Below are 20,748 nucleotides of genomic sequence, written 5' to 3' on the forward strand. Positions count from 1 at the left end.
CTGCTCTTGGGATTAGCTTCAAAAGGCTAAATTTTACAAATTGTTAAAGTGTCGGCTCACCCACTGACCTCCCGGGTCGGGAGTGGTACTTTGCAACTTTCACCGGCGGGTTGGCCGCCGGAAATATCGTCCATAACCGAGTTCAGTTGGATTTTTATGAGAAAAGCCTCAGGGATGAAGTTGACCAACCGCCTGGTGGCGTTTGTGACGCTCATTGTAATTTGTGCCATTTTCGTCATTTTCATTGGTGGTGCCGTCAGCTTTCGCAAGCTGGGGCAGGATTATCTGACCCATTATCTTGACGGGGTGGTGGCGGTCATTGATCAGGAGTTGGCCGACCCGCAGGGGGCGGATTCCCTGTCGCGCTGGCTGCCCAAATTGCTCAAGGCCAGTAACGTGGTGGAGCTTGAAATCGCCAGTCCGGCCGGGGTGATGTACGCCTATAAGGGGTTGCAGCCGATCAATGATCCGGCGGTTTTGCACCAGGGCAATTATACCCTGAGCCATAATCCCGGCTTTACGGTGCACTTAAAGTCCATCCCGCCGTATACCGAATTTACCTACTCCATCGGGGCCATGTCGTCGATCAGCCTGGCGGTGGTGATCATTATTCTGGGTCTGGTCTGGGGAATGAACTGGCTGCGCCAGCAGTTGTATGGCTCTGAGTTGCTCGAGCACCGTGGACGGATGATCCTGGCCGGGAAAGTGGATGACAATGCCGTCGGCGACGAGCTGGAATGGCCAGCGACGGCCAGCCTGGCGCTGGATCAGATGATTGCCGAACTCAAAGATGCCCGCCAGGAGCGCAGCCGATTTGACACCTTCATCCGGACCCATACCTTTTTGGATCAGCTGACCGGTGCGGCCAACCGGGTGCTGTTTGACAGCCGGCTGCAATCGCTGGTGCAGGAGCCGGAAACCCACGGCGCGGTCCTGATGGTCCGGATTGAGGATTGGGAAGAGCTGCTCGCCGAGCAGGGCAAAGAGGTGGCGGATGAGTTGATCCAGGATGTCGGGATGATCCTGTCCAACCTGATCCAGCGCTACCCCGACACTGTGCTGGCCCGTTATTTCGATGCGGAGTTTGCGATTTTGTTGCCGCAGCAACCGGCCAAAGAAGTGAAGCAGTTTGCCAACCAGTTGCTGAAAGCCCTGGATCGGTTGGATCCCCCGGCGCCGCTGCAGCCGGACAACTGGTGCCATATCGGGATGACCTACTGCGCCAGCGGGGATCGCCGGGGACGGATCATGGACGCGGCAGATATGGCGCTGCGCAGTGCTCAGCTGCAGGGCACCAACAGCTGGGATACCTTCCAGAAAGCGCCGCAGTTTGAAGAAGGCCGGGGCAGCGTGCGCTGGCGCAGTCTGCTGGATCAGGCGTTTGACGGCGGCGGAGTGCTGTTGTATCAGCAACCGGCGCTGACCCTGGATCACCAGGTGATCCACCGGGAGCTGCTGGCCCGGATCCCGGATGAGCAAGGGAAGCTGATCAAAGCGTCCCATTTCTTGAGTGCCGTGACTCAGGTGGGGTACCACACCAGGATGGACAAGGTAGTGGTGGCGAAGACCCTGACCATGCTTAAGCACGGACCGGTCGGGGATGCCCTGTCGGTGAATGTCAGTGTCGAAGCGCTGCTGGAGAAGGCGTTTGTACGCTGGTTGCGTGACGAGTTGTTGCAGACCCCGAGAACGGTGCTCAACCGGCTGTCGTTTGAAATTCCGGAAAGCAGCCTGGTCAAGCACCTTGATGCGATGCGCCCGGTGGCCCGGATGTTGGTGGGGCTGGGCTGTAAGCTGGTGGTCGATCAGGCCGGTCGCACCATTGTCAGCACCCACTATATCAAAGACGTGAAAGCCGATTACATCAAGCTGCACCGGGGATTGATCCGGGGCATTCACCAACGGCAGGAAAACCAGCTGTTTGTCCGCAGTATGCTGGGGGCCTGTGCCAACTCGGCCGCGCAGGTGATTGCTGTCGGGGTGGAAAATGATCAGGAATGGCAAGTGTTGAAGCAATTGGGCGTTCAGGGCGGTCAGGGACGTTTCTTTACCCGCGAAATGTCGTGTGGCTCTAAAGAGGTCTAACCTCTGGTATCTGAATGACAAGAAAATACTATATTATTGATAAAATATCCTTATAATAGTCAAATTATTGACGGAGTGGCGTTATCCGTATTTTCGCGTTGCAAAGAAGACCTATGGTAGAAAGGCTGGCTGGAATTTCATGAAATCTAACCCGTTGCTTAACAGATATTTTCAGAAGAAAAGACGGATAAAGACGGCAAGCCTGGCGATTTTTACCGATTCCGTCACGCTTGTGTATGAAAGTGACACGGGATGGGTGTGTGATCAGCAGGCCGCGATGACGCAGGAAGAGCGCGTTGCGACTGTGGCCGGGCTGATCACGCGTCATCAGCTGGATGGCGCGCAGTTCCGCCTGGTGCTGGGCCATGGCCTGTACCAGAGCATGCTGATCGAAAAGCCGGATTTGCCCCGCGATGAGTATCCGACGGCGCTGCCGTTTCTGGTCAAAGATTTAGTCAACGAATCGCCGGCTTCGCTGGTTGCTGACGGTTTTCCGGCGCCGCTGAAAGAGCGGCTTCAGGTGTTTGTCACCGGGCGGGATCAGGTGATGCAGTTTGTCCGGGTGTGTACGGATGCGGGCGGGACGGTAGCGTTGATCACCGCTGAAGAAGTGGTGTGGGGCCAGCTCACGTCACCGACCCTTAACCAGCTGGTGATGCACCGCCGCCACCAGGGCAACCTGCAACTGACGGCTTTTCAGAGCCAGGAGATGTGTTTCCAGCGCCTGCTGCGCGGCTTTCCTGTGCCGTTGCTGTCGCCGTCTGAAGGCGATGACATGGCCACTGCGTTGCAGCTGGACAGCCTGGCCCTGGAGCTGCAACGCTCCCTGGATTTCCTCAGTGCCCAATTGCGCGATACCCCGATCACACAATTGCTGATCGCTTGCGATGATGAAGATGACGACGCGCTGGCGGCGGCCTTGCGTCAACGCTTGAGTGTGGCGGTCCATGCCGTCACGCCTGTGGATCCGATACTGGCCGGCAATGCGGCCCGGATCGCTCAGGCTGCCCTGACCGCGCCGCTGGATCGTGGCATTAATTTCTACAGTGATGCCCTCAAACCGCAAATCCGCTTGATGACCCTGCAAAATGTCGTGCTGAGCTGGCTGCTCGGGGTGGTGGTGATCGGCTCGCTGGCCGGTTGGCTGGGCTGGCAGAACTATCACCAGGCCCAGCTGCTGGCTGCGGAAAAGACCCGGTTGCAGGCCAAGCAGGATGAGCTGGATCGGGCCAAAGTAGCCCTGGCCAAACATATTCCGAGCCAACTGAAAGTCGAGGTCGCCGGGGAGCTGGAGCAGCACCTGGCAGCCCGTCAGGCAACGCTGGCGGCAATCGAAATGCATGATGACAGCCTCAAGGTGGGGTATGCCGGGATGCTGCAACAATTGTCGCAGGCAGCCAGCCGCGATATTTCCGTGCAGCGGATCCGGGTCAGCGGCCAGCAGATGGACCTGGAAGGCATTGCCCGGACCCCGGATGCCGTCCCGAACTGGTTGCAGGCGTTTCAGGCTCATCCGGCCCTGGCGGAGCGCCGTTTTGAGCAAATGACCCTGGGGCGTGATGAGCGCAATGTGGTGACCTTCGCGTTGCATGCCGAACGTCAGGCGGCAGAACCGCTGGGGCAGGCGCTCTCGAAAATGGGGGACATGCAGTGAACTATTGGTACAAATTGAGTGAGCGCTTTGATCTGCTGACCCGCCGCGAGCAAGGGTTGATCCTGGTGTCAGGATGGACGGTGCTGTTGTTTGTCGGCTTTATGGTGGTGATTGAACCCAGAATGCAGGCCTTGGATTCGGTTGAGCGGCAAATCCTGTCATTAGCCGGCCAGCTGTCCAGCAACGAGCAGCAGATCGATCATATTCAGCGAAAGCTGCAACGGGATCCGAACCGGGAGGTTGAACAGAAAATCAATATGCTGGCGCAGGAAAATGACGCTCTGGAAGCGACACTACAGCAACGGGTGGCCAGCCTGGTTAGCCCGATGCAGATGTCGGCGTTGCTTGAGCAGGTGCTGAAGCGGACCGATCGGCTGCGCTTGCTGTCGCTGACCTCCATGCCGTCCGCCCAGCTCATCAGCGGCAAAGACGAAGGCTATTATATCCACCCGGTTCGGCTGACCTTGCGCGGCCGGTATTTTGATTTGGTGGACTATCTGGATCAGCTCGAAGCCCTGCCGGTGAAATATTACTGGCGTAGCCTGAATTACCAAGTCGATACCTACCCTTGGGCAGAGATTGAGCTGGAAGTATACACCCTGGGCGAAAGTAAGGACTTTATCGGTGGTTAGAGCAGGTTTATTGGGTGCGGTTGTTCTGGCTGCACTGGCCGGGCCGGGCTGGGCCGCCCAGGATCCGACAGCGCCGTTTGGTTGGCAGGCTCCGGCACAGACAAAGCCGGTTGTCCGGGCGCGGTTGCCCCAGCTGCAGGCAGTGGTCTGCGGCGGGCCGGGTGGTTGCCTCGCCATTTTGAACAACGTCCCGGTGGCGTTGGGAGAGCGCATCAGCGGGTATACCCTGGCTGAGATCCGGGAAGGGGCAGTCACCCTCAGCCGGGGTGGAAAGCGATGGCGTTTGGAAGTGTTTGCCGACGATATCAAAACAAACGATTAATTGAAGTGGTTAAGATGCGTGGATTTTTTCTAGGGGTTGCTTTGCTGTCGCTGGCGGGCTGTTCAACCCAGATGGGACACCGGGATCCGGTCGAAATTAAAGGGGCGCTCAATGAAGCGGCCAACGAGGCCAACAGCCGTCCGCTGACCGAGCTGCCGCCGTCGGTCCGGGCCGATTTGCTGCCGCAGGTCGCGTTGCCGGATTATGCCCCGATCAGCGTGCTGGAGAAGCGGTTCCGGGTTAATGCCCGGAATGTCGAGGCGCGGGCCTTTTTTGGCAGCCTGGTCAAAGGGACGGCAGTGAATATGGTGATCCACCCGGAAGTCAGCGGGCGGATTTCCCTGACGTTGCGTGACGTGACCCTGGATGAAGTACTGGCTGTGGTCTCGGACATCTACGGCTATAACACCACGCGCAAAGGCAATATCATCCAGGTGTTCCCGGCCACCCTGCGCACGGAAGTGATCCCGGTTGATTACTTGCAGCTCAAGCGCCGCGGGATCTCGCTGACCTCGCTGACGACCGGCTCGATCACCAGCAGTGAGTCGAGCACCTCGCGCAATAACCGCGACGGCGAAGACAATAACAGCAATAACTATTCCGAAAGCAATGCCACCGCGACCGGCGGCACGACGATTGAAACCACCTCGGAAAGCGATTTCTGGCAGCAACTGGAAAAAGCCGTGCAGGCGATGATCGGCACCGGTCAGGGCCGCAGCATTGTCGTCTCGCCGCAGGCCAGCCTGATCTCAGTCCGGGCGTTCCCGAACGAGCTGCGCGAAGTGAAAACCTTTCTGGGAATTTCCCAGCAGCGCCTCAAACGCCAGGTGGTGCTGGAAGCCAAAATCATGGAAGTGACGCTGAGCGACGGCTATCAGCAGGGGGTGAACTGGAGCAACATCTCCAAGACGCTGGGCGGCACCAGCATTAATGTCGGCCGGACCAGCATCAGCGAAACCCTGCCGGGCGGCAATGCGATTGCCTCGCTGCTGGGCGGCCAGACCAACATTACGATTTCAGACGGCAACTTCGCGTCGGTACTCAGCTTCCTCGATACCCAGGGGGATTTGAATGTCCTGTCGAGCCCGCGGGTCACGGCGGCCAACAACCAGAAAGCGGTGATTAAGGTCGGCGGCGATCAGTATTTCGTGACGGATATTTCCGGCGGCGAAGTGAACAGCGACGGCGGTACGGCATCGCCGGATATCGAGCTGACGCCGTTTTTCTCCGGGATCTCGCTGGATGTGACCCCGCAGATTGATGATGAAGGCGGCGTGCTGTTGCATGTCCATCCGGCGGTGGTGGATGTGACCACTGAAGTGCGTGATATCGAGCTGGGAGAGACGTTCGGAACCTACAAACTGCCGTTGGCGAAAAGTTCGGTGCGGGAATCGGACTCGGTGATCCACGCCCGCTCCGGAGACGTGGTGGTGATCGGCGGCCTGATGAAATCGGCTACCAATGATCAGGTGTCGAAAGTGCCTCTGCTGGGGGATATCCCGGTTCTGGGCCACCTGTTCCGCAACGTCAACAAAGTTGAGAGCAAAACCGAGCTGGTGATCCTGCTCAAGCCGACCGTGGTGAGTGAGCTGACCTGGCAGCAGGAAATTGAGCGCTCGCGCGCTCTGGTCAACGAGTGGTTCCCTGACGAGGGCTGAGCATGTACCAGTCGCATTTCGGACTCAAGGCGCTGCCTTTTACCCTGACGCCGAATACCCGCTCGTTCGTGGCGCTGCCGCCACATCTGGAAGCGATTCAGATGACGCTGGCGGCGCTGGAGATGGGCGAGGGGATCATCCAGATCTCCGGCGAGGTCGGCACCGGCAAAACGCTGGTGTGCCGGATGCTGATCCGCCAGTTGCCGGCCCAGTTCGAGCTGGCTTACCTGCCGACCCCGGCGACCAGCGGTGATGAATTGCGCCGGGCACTGGCCCGGGAGCTCGCGCTGAGCGCCGAGATCCCGGCTGCAACCTTGACCGAGCAGCTCCAGCAGGCACTGATCGCCCGCAAAGCGGCAGGCAAGTCCGTGGTGGTGGTGATTGATGAAGCACAGGCCTTGCCCGATGATGCCCTTGAAGCGATCCGCTTGCTGGGCAACCTGGAAACCGAGCAGGAAAAGCTGCTGCACATTGTACTGTTGGGCCAGCCGGAGCTGGATCAGCGTCTGGCGCAGCATCACCTGCGCCAGTTTCGCCAGCGGATCACCTTCCGCGCCTGTCTGCGCCCGCTCGATCTGGCAGAAACCATCGCTTATATCGAGCAGCGCTTGGCCGAGGCCGGTTGCGAGCGGCCGCTGTTGCAGCTGGCGCAATACCGGGAGATCTGGCTGGCGAGTCGGGGTATCCCGCGATTGATCAACCAGTTGTGTCACAAAGCATTTATTGCGGCATGCAGTCATGGCGTGCCGGCAATTCGTCGAAAAGAAGTCCTGATGGCAATTAAAGATACCCTGGGGGCACGTCAGCCGATGTGCACCTTCCCGATCCTGTGGGGATGGCACGGAGCATGAGTGAAATCAACAAACAGCTGAACGCCCTGAGCCAGCAACAATCGCGTGCCGGTGCGGTGCCGCCGTTGCAGGCCGCCGTGGTCAAACCGGTGCCGTCCCATCCCCGTCGCTGGCGAGCCGTGGCGGCTGCGGGCCTGCTTGTCGTGACCGGCGGTGCGGGCTGGTGGCTGGGGGTCCATGCCCGGCCGTCATCGCCGGCTGATACGGTCGCAGCAACGGCGGTCGAAGCAGAAATGTCGGTCGAGGCATCAGTAGAGACGGCGGTAGAAGCGACAACCGCTGCACCTGAACCAACGGTGGTCTCATCGGTGCGGACCGAACCCCCGTTGCCGCAGGCTGATACGGTGCGAGTGACGGCAATTGCCTCGGCACCGAAATCGGTGTCAGGGCCGGAATCCAAGCCAGAATCAAAGCCGGGCGACGTGCCGGTCATGGCGTTGTCGTCCCGGGCCGCGGTGGCAGTAGCGCCCAAGCCGCAAGCGCCACAGCAAGAGGCGACGCCAATTGCTGCCCATCAACCCGCGAAGGCTGCATCCGTATCATCGGGTGCTGCTCCGCTGAAGCAAGCCGCGGTTGCTGCTGTGCCAGCCCAAACGCCTGCCGAATCCCAGGTTGAAACAACAGGCAATGAAGCGGGCGATGAGCTGGCGGCGGATGAAGCCCTGGTGATCGAAACCGTTGAACTCGACGGTGAGCAACTGTCCCGGGTGGCGTATCAGCGGGCGGAGCAAGCTCTGAAAAGCGGCGACAGCCGCAAAGCGATCCGTCATCTGCGCGAAGCCGTGCAGTACCAGCCGGACTGGATCCTGGCCCGGCAAAAACTGGCGGCGCTGCAATATGGCCGCGGTGAGAGTCGCCAGGCGATGGCGACCTTGCAGGACGGCCTCGCTCTGGATGCGGACCAGCCGGATTTACGTCTGACCCTGGCCAAGCTGTTGGTCAATGAATCGCAACCGCAGGCCGCGCTCAATGTGCTGAGTCAGTTGCCGGAAGCAGGCCGTCATGAATACCTGGCGATGCGCGGCGCCCTGGCGCAGCAGCTGGATCAACCCGAGCTGGCGATGACCAGCTACCAACGCCTGGTCGACGAGCAGCCTTATGATGGCCGCTGGTGGATGGGGCTCGGGATTGCCTTGGAGCGCAATCAAACCCCGGCGCGCGCCCGTGATGCTTATCAGCAGGCACTGTTGATGGGGCGTATTTCACAACAATCACAGCAATTTATTCAACAGCGGCTGGCGCTGCTTGAAGCGCAGGAGGGCTAAGCGCGATGCAAATCCGATTACGAAAACGACTGGGAGACTTGCTGGTCGAAGAGGGCATCGTGGCACCGGAGCAACTGGAGCAGGCGCTGAACCAGCAGCAGAGCACGGGACGGAAGCTGGGCGATACCCTGATCAGCATGGGATTTCTCAGTGAGCAGCAGATGCTGCAGTTTCTCTCCCGTCAGCTGGACATTCCTCTGATTGATTTGACCCGGATGACCGTGTCGCCGGAGGCGGCGGGGTTGCTCTCGGAAGTGCATGCCCGGCGGCTGCGGGCGTTGGTGATCAGTGCCCAGGGAGATACGGTGCGGGTGGCGATGAGCGACCCGGCCGATCTGGCGGCCCAGGAGGCGGTGTTTAATCAGCTGGCGCGGTACCGGGTCGAGCTGGTGATCGCGCCGGAGCGCCAGTTGCTGGCGGCGTTCGATCGCTATTATCGCCGCACACAGGAAATTGTCTCCTTTGCCGAGCAGTTGCAGGCCGAACACCAGAATCGCTCGGAGTTCGGGTTCGGCATGGACGATCCGAACAACGAAGAAGTCACGGTCGTCAAGCTGATCAACTCCCTGTTCGAAGATGCGATCCAGATCGGGGCGTCGGATATCCATATCGAGCCGGATGCCGATGTGCTGCGGATCCGCCAGCGGATCGACGGGGTGCTGCATGAGACCCTGCTCAACGAGCCGAGTGTATCGGCGGCCCTGGTGCTGCGCCTGAAGCTGATGAGCGGGCTCGATATCTCGGAGAAACGTCTGCCGCAGGACGGCCGCTTTAATGTCAAAGTGCGCGGCCATTCCGTGGATGTCCGTGTGTCGACCATGCCGGTGCAGTACGGCGAGTCGGTGGTGATGCGTTTGTTGGATCAGTCGGCGGGGATCCTCAGCCTGGAAGAAATCGGCATGCCGCCGGCGCTGCTGAGTCGTTTGCGACGTCAGCTCAAGCGCCCGCACGGGATGATTTTGGTCACCGGGCCGACCGGCTCGGGTAAAACTACGACCTTGTACGGTGCGCTGAGTGAGCTGAATCAGCCGGGCAAGAAATTGATCACCGCCGAGGATCCGGTGGAGTATCGCTTGCCCCGGATCAACCAGGTTCAGGTGAACAGCAAAATCGGTCTGACGTTTTCATCAATCCTGCGCACGTTTTTGCGTCAGGATCCGGACATCATTCTGATCGGGGAGATGCGGGATCAGGAGACGGTGGAGATCGGCCTGCGATCGGCCCTGACCGGTCACCTGGTCCTCTCGACCCTGCATACCAACGATGCCATCGACAGCGCCTTGCGGATGATGGATATGGAAGCGCCCGGCTATCTGGTGGCCAGTGCGGTGCGGGCGGTACTGGCCCAGCGACTGGTGCGCCGGGTATGCCGGGACTGCGGCGATTCGGTCGCTGTGGAAACCGCCGAGCAACAGTGGCTGGCGGCTCGGTTTCCGCAGCATCAGGCGCGGGCGTTTCATCGGGGGCGGGGCTGCCAGAGCTGCAACTTTACCGGCTATAAAGGGCGGGTAGGGGTGTTTGAGCTGCTGGAGCTTGACCAGCCGATGATGGACGCCCTGCGGGCCAATGATGCCGTGCAGTTCAGCCAAATCGCCCGCAAGTCGGTGGGGTACACGCCGTTGATTGAATCAGCGATGGCGCTGGCGCTGGACGGGGTGACCAGCCTCGCCGAAGTCATGCTGTTGGGCGAAGGGGATTTGAACTTCGCCGGGGCGCAGTAATGAACCGACAGGAGAATGGCGATGCCGACGTTTAACTACCGCGGCCGCGGCCAGCAGGGGGAGTTGAAGCGCGGCCAGATCGAAGCCGCGACCCAGGATGCGGCTGCCGATGCCCTGATGCGTAAGGGGATCATTCCGCTGGAAATCCGCCAGGGACAAGAGCGGAGCGCAGGGCAGGATTGGCAGATGCTGTTCCAGCGTTCAATTCCGCTGGAGGTGCTGGTGATTTTCTGCCGTCAGCTCTACAGCCTGACCAAAGCCGGTGTGCCCTTGCTGCGGGCGATGAAAGGGCTGAGTCAGAGTTCGTCGCATCCGTTAATGCAACAGACGCTCGAAGCCGTCTCCGATGAGCTGGCCAATGGTCGCACGCTCTCGGTGGCGATGAAGCAGCATCCACGGGTCTTCGGCGAACTGTTTGTGTCGATGATCCATGTCGGGGAAAACACCGGTCGGCTGGATGACTCCCTGCTGCAGCTGGCGGGATATTTTGAGCAGGAAATGGAAACCCGGCGGCGGATCAAGTCAGCGATGCGTTATCCCAGTTTCGTCCTGGCGGCGATCATGCTGGCGGTTGTGGTGCTCAATGTGAAAGTGATCCCGCAGTTTACCGCCATGTTCAGTCGCTTCGGAGTCGAGTTGCCCTGGTCGACCAAATTGTTGATCGCCAGCTCGGAGTTTTTTGTCAGTTACTGGCCGCTGATGATCGGGGCCGGGATCGCGGGTTGGATTGGCACCAAAATGTGGCGCCAGACACCGGCGGGCCAGGAAAAATGGGATGCCTGGCGGCTCAGGGTGCCCATTGTCGGGGGGATCATCAATCGGGCCCAGCTGTCGCGCTTTTCACGGACTTTTGCCCTGATGATCCGGGCCGGAGTGCCGCTCAATCAGGCCATTCAGATGGCAGCTGAAGCGTTGGGTAACCGCTTTCTGGAAAACCGTCTGCTGGAGATGAAAAACGGCATTGAAAGCGGCAGCTCGATTGCCAGTACGGCCAACCGGGCCGGGGTGTTTACCCCGCTGGTGCTGCAGATGATCGCGGTCGGTGAAGAGACCGGCCAGGTGGATGATCTGCTGCTGGAGGCGTCCGATTTCTACGATCGGGAAGTGGATTACGACCTGAAAACCCTGACCGCGCGGATTGAGCCGATCCTGCTGGGGATTGTCGCGATGATGGTGCTGCTGCTGGCGTTGGGGATTTTCCTGCCGATGTGGAGTCTGCTCGATGTGGCGCGCGGGGTTTAACCACCGACAGCAGTACAGGATCCACCAGTTCCTCTGGCTCAGTGCCGGTCTGGTGGTGGTGGCCCTGTTACTGCTGGAAGGACGGCGGGTCTATGAGCGGGCGGAGCAGACCCGGTTGGATGTTTTGGTACAGACGTTGCAAAGTAGTGCTTCGAGCCTGCGTCAGCGCTGGGAGCTTGACGGCCGGCCGGCCCGTCAACAACTGGACGGGATCGCGTACGAATTTACCCGGCTGGGGTGGCCGGTGGTGCGTCGGGATGGTGCGCTTGATTGCGAAAAAATCTGGATTTTACTGTCATCCCGGCAGCAACCGGTCCCTTATCAGGGTTTCATTGTGCAAGGTGATGACAATAAACGTCAAAATCAGACCTGTTTTTACGAAATTAACGATAAGAAATGGGTGGCATTATTTTATGAAAGTGAGACAATACACATCAACGGTTTTTTGACGCTTGGTGTGAATTTGTGACGTTGTTTTGACGTTGTGAGTGGAAGGTAGGTAAAAAGTGAAAAAACAAACCGGTTTCTCGCTGGTGGAACTTGTCATCGTGATCATTGTGGTTGGCCTGCTGGCTGTTGCGGCATTGCCGCGCTTCATGAATGTCACGGATGAAGCGAAAAAAGCTTCAATACAAGGTGTTGCGGGTGGTTTTGCAACAGCCGTCCTGTCGGCGCGCGCACAGTGGGAAGCGAATGGACGTCCGGTGTCGGGGAACTACAACGTGGTGAACTATGACGGACAGAACTTTTATCTGACCACGGCCGGGAGCGATCAGGGAGTGATCTCTGAAGGTTACCCGCTGGCTGAGTCGGAAAAGAACATTCGCCAGTTTCAAAGCAGTGATTGTGCGTGGTTGATGGAGAATTTGATGCAAAATCCTCCAAAGGTCACCAGTGTCGCAGAATCGGCCACCAAGAGCGATTACGCTTACCTGGCCAAGGCTGATAATGCGCAATGTCATTTCTACCAGTTAGCGTCGGCAGCTGCCGGCTCGAACGGGGATGCCGTGTCTGCAGAGTCAGGGCATCAATTTGTGTACAAACTGGCCAATGGCCAGGTTGAAGTCCAGTTAGTGAACTAAAAAGAAAGTTGGAGTCAGTTATGAAAAGACAAGGTGGATTTACATTAATCGAGATGGTGGTGGTGATCGTCATCCTGGGTATTTTGGCTGTGACCGCGGCACCGCGTTTCCTGAACCTGCAAGGTGATGCCCGCAACTCGGCCCTGCAAGGCCTGAAAGGTGCGGTCAATGGCGCAGCCGGGATCGTGTACGGCAAAGCAGCGATCGAAGGCCAGGAAAACAAGGCGACAGCCGTTGATGTTGCTGGTGTTAAAACTATTTTCGGTTACCCGACAGCACACGCGGACGGGATCGTCAAAGCATTGTCTAACTTCGATGAAGAGTGGGTCGTGGTAAAAGATACCGGTCAAACTGAAGAAGCAGGTAAAACTATTCTGCTGACCCTGAAAGAGTATAAAAATACTGCGGAAGGCGAGATCCCATATGCGTGTTACCTGACTTACACTGCAGCGACTTCTGCAACGGAAGGCGCGACTGCAACTGTGACAGGCGAAGCGTGTAAAGAGGCTCCAGCGAGCAAACCAACAGACGGTACTGACGCTGGCGACAAAGCTTAATCCGTCAGATAGAGCTCTTCGGAGCTCTATTTACCCAGGGCATCGTGCGGATGCCCTGCGTAAATAGAAAGCTATCTTTATTTCTGTATTTCAGGGTGCGTCATGCCCGGACATCAACGTGGTTTTACCTTAATTGAGCTGATAGCGGTGATTATCCTGGTGGGGATCATCAGCGTGACGGCCGCGTCGCGTCTGATCGGCCGCAGCCATTTTGATGCCTACCTCAACCGGGATCAGGCCATCGCCCTTGTCCGGCAGATCCAGACCATTGCCATGAATCAGGGCGATGTCTCCGCAGCCCCCGATCCCTGCCACGCGCTGATGGTGTCTTCAACCCGCTTCGGCGCGCCGGACGGTTGCTCTCAGACCCAGGCGGCGCTCACGGCGACGGACCATCAGTTGCAATTGTCGGTCACCGGAGCACCGGTGACGGCAATCCGCTGGTATTTCAACCTGCTGGGACGGCCTTATTATCTCAATGCCGATCACCAGCCCCAGCCGCTGTGCCTGAACGGCTGCCGGTTGACGTTTGCTTCCGGCGACCGGGAGCGAGCGGTGATGGTGATCAACCGGGAGGGATATGTGTATGCCGAATAAGCGATGCCCGGATCTAGGGTCATGCCAGTACCAGCGCGGGTTTACCCTGATCGAGGGGGTGATCACCATTGTGATCCTCGCCATTGCGATGATCACCCTGACCAGTTTCCTGTTTCCCCAGGCGGAACGCTCGGCCATTCCTTTTTATCAGGCCCGGGCGGCGGCGATTAGTCAGGCGTTTCTCAACGAAGTCTTATCGCGTAAGTTTGACGAGCATTCGGATCCGAACAATGACAGCGTGCTGCGCTGTGGTGAGGCGGGTGCTGTGGCGTGCTCTGTACCAGAGAGTTCCGGTCGCTGGCCGCGGGATAATGTCGCCGCGGATGGGACCAGCCCGGAATATTTTGCGTATCTCGATCCGGTGAATGACGCGCAGAAAGGTTGGGGCCTGCGGGTTCCGGCAGCCGATGATGTCGATGACTTTCATGGTTGCTGGGGCGAGTTTACGCTCTGTGGTCAGCGCTACGGCAGCAATGCGTATCCCTGGCGCGGGGTGATAGATAGTCTGCTGGAAGCGGAAAAACAGCACGCAGATACCTATCGCAACATGACGGTCCGAATTGATGTGCGCTATGAACCGTCCCTTAATCACGGCGATGGCACAACATACCCACATCAGCATAAGAAAATTGAAGTCACCGTCGATACCGGCCGTTACGGCATCTATACCTTCGTGGCCCTGCGGAGTAACTACTGATGACATCATTTCAGGCTACCCGGGGCTTTACCCTGATGGAAATGATCATCGCGCTGGTGATCCTGGCGATTATTTCCCTGGCGGTGGGCAACTTTTTGCAGTTTGGTGCTCAGAGCTACCTGGATACGGTGCACCGTGACCGGTCGCAGCAGATCGCCCGCTTTGCACTGGAGAAAATGAGCCGCGAGTTGCGCCATGCCGCCCCCAACAGTGTCCAGACCGAGCAAGATGGTCAGTGTGTGGCGTTTTATCCGGTGATGGCTTCCGGTGCTTACTGGGGCAGTGCCCGCGATCAGTCGCAGCTGACGGTCGGCTGGAACAGCGAAGCGGCGCCGGACATACGGGTCGGTGATCATGTGGCAATCGGCTATTACGGTTTTCGTGAATATGAACGTCAGCGTTTGTCGGTGGTCAGCCTGGATGTTTCCGCCCATCAGCTGAACTTAAATGACATCGCCATCGCGGACTCGCCGGGACAGCGGTTTTACATCTACCGGCAGAAAGTCCGGTTCTGTGTCGAGCAGGGCGCGCTCTATCGCCTGATCGGGGACGAGCCGGCCAGTCCGCTCAATCAAATTGCCGACCATCTCGTGCTGCCCGACCCCGATCAGAGCGAGCCGCAGCAGGTGTTCTCTGCCAGCGGCGGCGCGGCCAATTTCGGCGTGGTGCAAATCTTCCTCAAAGTACAGCGTGAGCGGAGCGATGAAGTTTCCCGCTATAACCATACCGTGCAGGTGATCAATGTTTTATAGCAAGCAGCGCGGCAGTGCCCTGATGGTGGCCATTTTCGTCATGACGGTGATGGCCGTGATGGCAGCGGCGATGATCCGGATCGACTGGTCGGGGCAGACCACCACCACCCGCGAAGTGCTGGCGACCCGGGCCTGGTTCGCGGCTCATTCCGGCAATGAGTACCTGCTGAGCCGCTTGTTCCCGCTGGGTCAGACCACTGCCGATGCACAGGTTTGCCAGGGGCAGCCGATCTCCGGATTGGATGCCACGCTGTTTCAGTGCCGCAGCCTGACGCTGCGCTGTGAAACCCGCGAGGTCGGCCCTCACAAGCAATATTATTTAACCGCCACGGCGACCTGTGGCTCGGGCGAAATGTCAGTGACCCGGACCCAGGAGACCTGGGCGAGAGAGTTGGAGTGAAAAACTGATGTGTTGGCGTGTTTTATTCTGTCGTGTCTTTTTCTTGATGGTGCTCCTGGCGCCTGCTGTCGGACTACAGGCCAAGACACTGGAGTTTGGTCGTTACGATGTGTTGGCGACGTCAGGCTTTGCTGACTGTATTGATCAGCCTTGTTCCATCAATTTTCAGGAAAGTTATACCACACCGCCTTTGGTCTTTCTGATGGATACAGTTGAATTTCGCAATGAGGATGATCAGCCATCCAGCTTGGTGATCCTCAATGTGACCCGAGAATCCGTGACGTTCCAGCAACAGCTTCCGCCGTCCCGGCGGAACACAAACCCGAATTTGACTCCCCGGCCGATGCGCCTGATTGACTATCTGGTGATTGAAAAAGGGGTGCACCGGCTGAATGACGAGACTATGTTGATCGCGGAATCAGTCTCGACTCGAAAGTATCAGTATCGTTTAACCACACAAAATAACGCTCACAGAGGCCAATGGGAAACCATTCGCTTTGCGCAGATCCCCGGGGCCGGGAATTTCCCGGCAGGGGTGATCCCCGGCGTGCTCCACCAAGTGCAAACCAGAAATAATGCGGCAGCCAGGTATGCCGACTTCTGGCTGACATCCACGGTTCAGGGGGTCAGCAATCAGACCTTTGAGATTGCTTTGGAGCGCTCTGAAGTGGATGGTCTTTGGGGGCAAAAGCAACGGCCGTACCCGACGGTGGCAGAGGAGATTGGTTATGTTGCCGCTTATGGCTCTGGCACACTCAATGGCCGCCGGTTTCAGATGGGGAGTCAGCAAACCACCAACTCGATCGGCAAAGGCGATCCGGTCACCATTGGCTGTGATACTTATGCCCATTTTGGCCCCTTTCAGTCGATTCCGATTCTTATCGCCAATAAAAACTCCCGTCAGGGCAATAACGGCGGCTGGGTCCGGCGCTGTCGGATGGAACCCGATAAAGCCAGTTTTATGATCGATGAAGACATGGATACCGATGCTGAACGGGGCCATGTCGCGGAGCGGGTGGGTTACTTCCTGTTTGAAAAACCGTTTGAAGTGCAGACCTGTGATTATTTTAACAGTGCAGTTCAGACCTGGAAATTAGCGGACGGGGTGATTGACCATGAGGGGCGGCTGTCGATGTCCGGCAATGCGGCGATTTATGGCGCGGCCCCGGGCCGTCAGGTAGGTTTTTTGCCCAACAGGGTGGTATTCAACGGCAATAGTGGTTGCCCTAGTGGCGGATGCTCCGGGAATGCGGATCTGATGCTGGCGAAAAAGCCGGAATTTACTCCGTTTACCCCGGCGGCCGGCAATGTGATTGCGCCTAAGAATAACCGTGTAGTGCTGGCTCCGGGGAATTACAGTGAAGTGAAACTCAGTGGCCGTGACGAGTTGGTCCTGAGCGGTGGGGAGTACTGGATCGGCAGCCTGAAGGTGTCGGGGCAGGCGTCGATTGAGGTGATCCGGAAGTCGGTCCTGAACGTCAATAGCGCCAGTATTTCGGGGGCCAATGTCCGGGTGAACTATCGTAACGGTCAACCGGGTAATCCGGGGGATCTCTACATTATTCAGCAGGCGCCCAATGGGGAAATCGCTTTATCGGGCGGCATTATCAGTGCTTATCTGGTCAGTCACTACTCGGTGTCGATGAGTGGGATTGTTTACGTCAACGGGGCCGTGACGACGAAGTATTTGAGTATGTCCGGCAATGCCCAAATTCATGGGGACTTGGATGGCTGCGGTCAGCCACCGGTTTCACGGCGGCTGGTGATCACGCCGCAGACGGCCTATGGCCTGACCTGCGAGCGGATGCCGATCAAATTCGAGGTGCAGAAAGCCGATGGCACCATCGATACCGGATTTGTCGGCAATATGCAGGTTTCACCGGACTCCGATCCTGATGGCGCACTTTGTTGGGCGGCGACGCCGAATGGCATTTGTGAGCCGGGCAGCACCTCGATCCCGATGTCCGGCGGGGAGCGCTGGTTGTATTTGCAAAGCCAAAATGTCGGGGATATCCAGGTGTCGGCCCAGCTGACGACGGAGCAGGGCAACACGTTACAGGCGACAGGCGGCCCGTACCGTTTTGCGCCGTTTGGATTTCGGATCAATGGCGGCGCGCCTGCGGCGATGATCGCAGGAAAGCCCCTCAACTTAAAAGTCGAGGCGGTCGCATCGCAAGGGGCCAGCTGCGAAGTGATCCAGGATTACGGTAAAGCGGTCGGTGAAGCAAAAACGTTGACGGTACATTCGTTACGGTATGTCCGGCCGACCACACAGAACATGACGCCCGAAATTGCCGATCAGTCTCTGCGTCCAGGACAAAGCCACGAAACCCAGTTGCGCTTTCAAAACGGGGTCGCGACTTTGCCGATGCAGTATTTTGATGCCGGTGAATTGCAATTTAAATTGCAGGATCTGGCTTGGCAACCGCAACAGTGCGGTGGTGACAGTTGCGAGGATCACCAGGGTGACTGGCAAGGGCTGTTCGGGACGGCTGTGATCTACGCGCGGCCCTATACCTTTGCCTTGTGCGATATTCAATCGGCTGCTGGAAACACTGATTTTTCTGGTACGTCGGGTGATGAAAACTCGCCCGGCTTTGCCCGGGCCGGGGAGCGATTTTCAGTCACGGTGAAACCGCTGGCTTACCCGGATTTTGCCCATTCCTCCGGAAACTATACCGGTGACGGCCCGGGTGAGCTGCTCACCGCGCAGGCGCGTTGGTGCCGCACTCGGGTAACACCGAATTACTATCAGGTGAGTCGCCAGGCACTTGATGCACCGCTGGCCTTGTCGGTCGCCGACAAGCCCCATACTCCGTCAAATGGACAAAGGGGGGAGCTGACAGGCAGCTTGGTACAGCAGTACCAAAGTCCGGCTCAGGCCAAACAGGGGTTGGTGATCGATAACTTGCGCTGGAGCGAAGTGGGAAGCTTATGGCTGAAAGCGGACGGGCGCTATCTGGGATCGGACATTTCTCCCGGGGTTGGCGCCATCGGCCGCTTTTATCCGGCCGCTTTTGTACTGGAAACGAGTGCAGTAAAAAATGCTTATGGCAGCTTTACCTATATGGAGCAGGCGTTTTCGACTGCGTTTTCCGTAGAAGCGCGCAACATCCAGGGCGAGCCAACCCGGAACTATGGTTTATTTTCTCCGGCCCTGAAGGCCAAATTGGCGTTGGTTGCAACCGATCAGGCGCCGGCCGTTTTTCAGCCCAATGACTTAACCGACAGGTTGGCCGGGCCGTCGCGGTGGCAGGACTGGCAGCAGGCAACGCTATCTGTGCCTGATGCTGCACTTGTGTTTAAGCGCAAATGGCTGAAACCGGGCACCCTTGAACAACCGGGGATCTCCGAGCCGGATGGTCCGTATATGACGGATATCGGCTTGGTGGTGATGCCTCGGGATGACTGTACGCACCGAGGCTGTGCCGATTTCGCGAGCCTGGATCTGACGGTTTACGATTCGCAGGGGATGCCGGACAAAGAAGGCACCAAGTTATCTGGCACAGTTGATGCGCGCTACGGCCGGATGACGCTGGAAGATGTCACCGGGCGCTCCGATAGCGAGATCGCTGTGCCGCTGCGGGTGGAATACTGGGACGGTCGCGAGTTTGTCACCAATGTCGACGACAGTGCCTCCTGGTTTGACGGCAAGCATTATTGCAAGCAGATTGTCTCGCAATCGATGAACCTGAACAGTGAGTCAAAGACACTCGAAGGACATCATCAGGTCCGGTTTGGTCAGGCTGTCAACGGCTGGCTCACAGCGTTTCCGCATCAATTGAAGCAAAACGGAGAGGCGCCGGTTGTCTATTACCTCGAGCAGGTCCGCTTCTGGCAAAAACTGGTCAATCATCAGCCGGACAAGGTCGCCTCTACGGATCAGGAGATCACCTGTGAATCCGGATTTGCCGGACCGCAGCCGCAGCCCTGGTTGCTGTATAACTGGCGGGGCAAGGGCGATGAGAATCCCTCGGCGCGGGTGACTTTCGGCGCCTATCGCGGTAACGATCGGGTCATCTACCGCGGGGAAAAAGGTATCAATATCCTGCTCAACTAAAGAAAATGCGGATCTGTGGCAGGTTTGACAAAGCTTGCCTTGTCTCGATCCGTGCCCCCTGTTACATTTAGCGCAATTTAACGATTTTGTAAGCTTGCAGGAATTAGCCGAAGACTATGTTTAAAAAACTTCGTGGCATGTTTTCTAATGACCTGTCTATTGACTTGGGTACAGCCAATACCCTGATTTATGTCAAAGGCCAGGGCATCGTACTTGATGAACCATCCGTTGTAGCCATTCGCCAGGATCGTGCGGGCGCTACCAAAAGTGTTGCCGCCGTTGGCCATGATGCCAAGCAGATGTTGGGGCGAACGCCGGGGAACATTGCCGCGATCCGTCCGATGAAGGACGGGGTGATCGCTGATTTCTACGTCACGGAAAAAATGCTCCAGCACTTTATCAAGCAAGTGCATGACAACAGTATCCTGCGTCCAAGCCCACGCGTGCTGGTGGCCGTACCATGTGGTTCAACCCAGGTTGAACGCCGTGCGATCCGCGAATCGGCCCAGGGTGCCGGTGCGCGCGAAGTGTATCTGATTGATGAGCCGATGGCCGCTGCAATTGGTGCCGGCATGCCGGTGTCGGAAGCGACGGGCTCCATGGTGATCGATATCGGTGGCGGGACCACGGAAGTGGCCGTGATCTCCCTGAACGGCGTGGTGTACTCCTCTTCCGTTCGCATCGGGGGCGACCGCTTCGACGAAGCCATCATTAACTATGTGCGCCGCAACTACGGCAGCCTGATCGGTGAAGCAACAGCAGAGCGGATCAAGCACGAAATCGGCTCGGCCTATCCGGGGGATGAAGTCCGTGAGATCGAAGTCCGTGGCCGCAACCTGGCGGAAGGGGTGCCGCGTAGCTTTACCCTGAATTCCAATGAAATTCTGGAAGCGCTGCAAGAGCCGCTGACCGGGATTGTTTCTGCCGTGATGGTGGCGCTGGAGCAGTGTCCGCCGGAGCTGGCGTCTGATATCTCTGAGCGCGGGATGGTATTGACCGGTGGTGGTGCCCTGCTGCGTGATCTGGATCGCCTGCTGACCGAAGAAACCGGGATCCCGGTGGTTGTGGCCGAAGATCCCCTGACCTGTGTGGCCCGTGGTGGCGGCAAGGCGCTGGAAATGATCGACATGCACGGTGGTGATCTCTTCAGCGAAGAATAATGCCGTCTCTGGC

The 20,748-nt window shown here is 58.1% G+C and carries 18 protein-coding genes; all 18 read left to right on the top strand.

Translation table 11 applies throughout. From position 1 onward, the window contains the following. Window positions 1–156 precede the first annotated feature (156 nt). The 18 genes from csrD to mreB all read left to right on the top strand — a co-directional run bounded on the left by csrD (window position 157) and on the right by mreB (window position 20,735). Complete coding sequence (csrD, locus tag NH461_RS01580) at window positions 157–2,085, top strand: RNase E specificity factor CsrD (protein ID WP_261601606.1); 1,929 nt, start codon at window positions 157–159, stop codon at window positions 2,083–2,085. Window positions 2,086–2,224: 139 nt separating this feature from the next. After that, window positions 2,225–3,739, top strand: coding sequence for a PilN domain-containing protein (locus NH461_RS01585; RefSeq protein ID WP_261601607.1), 1,515 nt, complete (start codon window positions 2,225–2,227; stop codon window positions 3,737–3,739). Then, window positions 3,736–4,371: a type II secretion system protein M gene (locus NH461_RS01590; RefSeq protein WP_261601608.1), complete on the top strand. Its 636-nt coding sequence runs from the start codon at window positions 3,736–3,738 to the stop codon at window positions 4,369–4,371. Before NH461_RS01585 ends, NH461_RS01590 begins: the two co-directional genes overlap by 4 nt. Further along, the gene (locus tag NH461_RS01595) at window positions 4,364–4,693 is read left to right on the top strand and encodes an MSHA biogenesis protein MshK (RefSeq protein WP_261601609.1); all 330 of its coding nucleotides are present in this window, start codon (window positions 4,364–4,366) and stop codon (window positions 4,691–4,693) included. The genes NH461_RS01590 and NH461_RS01595 overlap by 8 nt, the downstream gene beginning before the upstream one ends. A gap of 14 nt (window positions 4,694–4,707) precedes the next feature. Continuing rightward, window positions 4,708–6,351 carry a pilus (MSHA type) biogenesis protein MshL gene (mshL, locus tag NH461_RS01600; protein ID WP_261601610.1) on the top strand — a complete coding sequence of 548 codons (1,644 nt, stop codon included), beginning with the start codon at window positions 4,708–4,710 and terminating at the stop codon, window positions 6,349–6,351. Window positions 6,352–6,353: 2 nt separating this feature from the next. Beyond that, the gene (locus NH461_RS01605; protein ID WP_261601611.1) at window positions 6,354–7,202 is read left to right on the top strand and encodes an ExeA family protein; all 849 of its coding nucleotides are present in this window, start codon (window positions 6,354–6,356) and stop codon (window positions 7,200–7,202) included. After that, a complete protein-coding gene (locus tag NH461_RS01610) occupies window positions 7,199–8,467 on the top strand; it encodes a tetratricopeptide repeat protein (RefSeq protein ID WP_261601612.1) in 1,269 nt (422 codons plus the stop codon). The genes NH461_RS01605 and NH461_RS01610 overlap by 4 nt, the downstream gene beginning before the upstream one ends. Before the next feature lie 5 nt (window positions 8,468–8,472). Continuing rightward, window positions 8,473–10,188 carry a GspE/PulE family protein gene (locus NH461_RS01615; RefSeq protein ID WP_261601613.1) on the top strand — a complete coding sequence of 572 codons (1,716 nt, stop codon included), beginning with the start codon at window positions 8,473–8,475 and terminating at the stop codon, window positions 10,186–10,188. Window positions 10,189–10,209: 21 nt separating this feature from the next. Beyond that, window positions 10,210–11,430, top strand: coding sequence for a type II secretion system F family protein (locus NH461_RS01620; protein WP_261601614.1), 1,221 nt, complete (start codon window positions 10,210–10,212; stop codon window positions 11,428–11,430). Beyond that, a complete protein-coding gene (locus NH461_RS01625; protein ID WP_261601615.1) occupies window positions 11,411–11,899 on the top strand; it encodes a hypothetical protein in 489 nt (162 codons plus the stop codon). The genes NH461_RS01620 and NH461_RS01625 overlap by 20 nt, the downstream gene beginning before the upstream one ends. A 37-nt stretch (window positions 11,900–11,936) precedes the next feature. Next, window positions 11,937–12,512, top strand: coding sequence for a prepilin-type N-terminal cleavage/methylation domain-containing protein (locus tag NH461_RS01630; protein WP_261601616.1), 576 nt, complete (start codon window positions 11,937–11,939; stop codon window positions 12,510–12,512). A gap of 20 nt (window positions 12,513–12,532) precedes the next feature. Next, window positions 12,533–13,069 carry a prepilin-type N-terminal cleavage/methylation domain-containing protein gene (locus NH461_RS01635; RefSeq protein ID WP_261601617.1) on the top strand — a complete coding sequence of 179 codons (537 nt, stop codon included), beginning with the start codon at window positions 12,533–12,535 and terminating at the stop codon, window positions 13,067–13,069. 102 nt (window positions 13,070–13,171) lie between these two features. Next, window positions 13,172–13,666: a type II secretion system protein gene (locus tag NH461_RS01640; RefSeq protein WP_261601618.1), complete on the top strand. Its 495-nt coding sequence runs from the start codon at window positions 13,172–13,174 to the stop codon at window positions 13,664–13,666. After that, window positions 13,656–14,363, top strand: coding sequence for a prepilin-type N-terminal cleavage/methylation domain-containing protein (locus NH461_RS01645; protein ID WP_261601619.1), 708 nt, complete (start codon window positions 13,656–13,658; stop codon window positions 14,361–14,363). The genes NH461_RS01640 and NH461_RS01645 overlap by 11 nt, the downstream gene beginning before the upstream one ends. Then, complete coding sequence (locus NH461_RS01650; protein ID WP_261601620.1) at window positions 14,363–15,115, top strand: PilW family protein; 753 nt, start codon at window positions 14,363–14,365, stop codon at window positions 15,113–15,115. The genes NH461_RS01645 and NH461_RS01650 overlap by 1 nt, the downstream gene beginning before the upstream one ends. Continuing rightward, a complete protein-coding gene (locus NH461_RS01655; RefSeq protein WP_261601621.1) occupies window positions 15,105–15,515 on the top strand; it encodes an MSHA biogenesis protein MshP in 411 nt (136 codons plus the stop codon). The genes NH461_RS01650 and NH461_RS01655 overlap by 11 nt, the downstream gene beginning before the upstream one ends. Window positions 15,516–15,522: 7 nt before the next feature. Further along, window positions 15,523–19,575: a DUF6701 domain-containing protein gene (locus NH461_RS01660; RefSeq protein WP_261601622.1), complete on the top strand. Its 4,053-nt coding sequence runs from the start codon at window positions 15,523–15,525 to the stop codon at window positions 19,573–19,575. A 116-nt stretch (window positions 19,576–19,691) separates the two neighbouring features. After that, window positions 19,692–20,735 carry a rod shape-determining protein MreB gene (gene mreB / locus NH461_RS01665; RefSeq protein ID WP_005303629.1) on the top strand — a complete coding sequence of 348 codons (1,044 nt, stop codon included), beginning with the start codon at window positions 19,692–19,694 and terminating at the stop codon, window positions 20,733–20,735. The last annotated feature ends 13 nt before the right edge of the window (window positions 20,736–20,748 follow it).

It is taken from the genome of Photobacterium sp. TY1-4, assembly GCF_025398175.1.
In the GTDB taxonomy this organism is placed as follows: Bacteria; Pseudomonadota; Gammaproteobacteria; order Enterobacterales; family Vibrionaceae; genus Photobacterium.

What these genes read in the sequence shown, in the direction of transcription:
- csrD (WP_261601606.1), top strand. Translation starts at nt 157, where the DNA reads ATGAGAAAAGCCTCAGGGATGAAGTTGACCAACCGCCTGGTGGCGTTT.
- NH461_RS01585 (WP_261601607.1), top strand. Translation starts at nt 2,225, where the DNA reads ATGAAATCTAACCCGTTGCTTAACAGATATTTTCAGAAGAAAAGACGG.
- mshL (WP_261601610.1), top strand. Translation starts at nt 4,708, where the DNA reads ATGCGTGGATTTTTTCTAGGGGTTGCTTTGCTGTCGCTGGCGGGCTGT.
- NH461_RS01605 (WP_261601611.1), top strand. Translation starts at nt 6,354, where the DNA reads ATGTACCAGTCGCATTTCGGACTCAAGGCGCTGCCTTTTACCCTGACG.
- NH461_RS01610 (WP_261601612.1), top strand. Translation starts at nt 7,199, where the DNA reads ATGAGTGAAATCAACAAACAGCTGAACGCCCTGAGCCAGCAACAATCG.
- NH461_RS01615 (WP_261601613.1), top strand. Translation starts at nt 8,473, where the DNA reads ATGCAAATCCGATTACGAAAACGACTGGGAGACTTGCTGGTCGAAGAG.
- NH461_RS01620 (WP_261601614.1), top strand. Translation starts at nt 10,210, where the DNA reads ATGCCGACGTTTAACTACCGCGGCCGCGGCCAGCAGGGGGAGTTGAAG.
- NH461_RS01625 (WP_261601615.1), top strand. Translation starts at nt 11,411, where the DNA reads ATGTGGCGCGCGGGGTTTAACCACCGACAGCAGTACAGGATCCACCAG.
- NH461_RS01635 (WP_261601617.1), top strand. Translation starts at nt 12,533, where the DNA reads ATGAAAAGACAAGGTGGATTTACATTAATCGAGATGGTGGTGGTGATC.
- NH461_RS01640 (WP_261601618.1), top strand. Translation starts at nt 13,172, where the DNA reads ATGCCCGGACATCAACGTGGTTTTACCTTAATTGAGCTGATAGCGGTG.
- NH461_RS01645 (WP_261601619.1), top strand. Translation starts at nt 13,656, where the DNA reads ATGCCGAATAAGCGATGCCCGGATCTAGGGTCATGCCAGTACCAGCGC.
- NH461_RS01650 (WP_261601620.1), top strand. Translation starts at nt 14,363, where the DNA reads ATGACATCATTTCAGGCTACCCGGGGCTTTACCCTGATGGAAATGATC.
- NH461_RS01655 (WP_261601621.1), top strand. Translation starts at nt 15,105, where the DNA reads ATGTTTTATAGCAAGCAGCGCGGCAGTGCCCTGATGGTGGCCATTTTC.
- NH461_RS01660 (WP_261601622.1), top strand. Translation starts at nt 15,523, where the DNA reads ATGTGTTGGCGTGTTTTATTCTGTCGTGTCTTTTTCTTGATGGTGCTC.
- mreB (WP_005303629.1), top strand. Translation starts at nt 19,692, where the DNA reads ATGTTTAAAAAACTTCGTGGCATGTTTTCTAATGACCTGTCTATTGAC.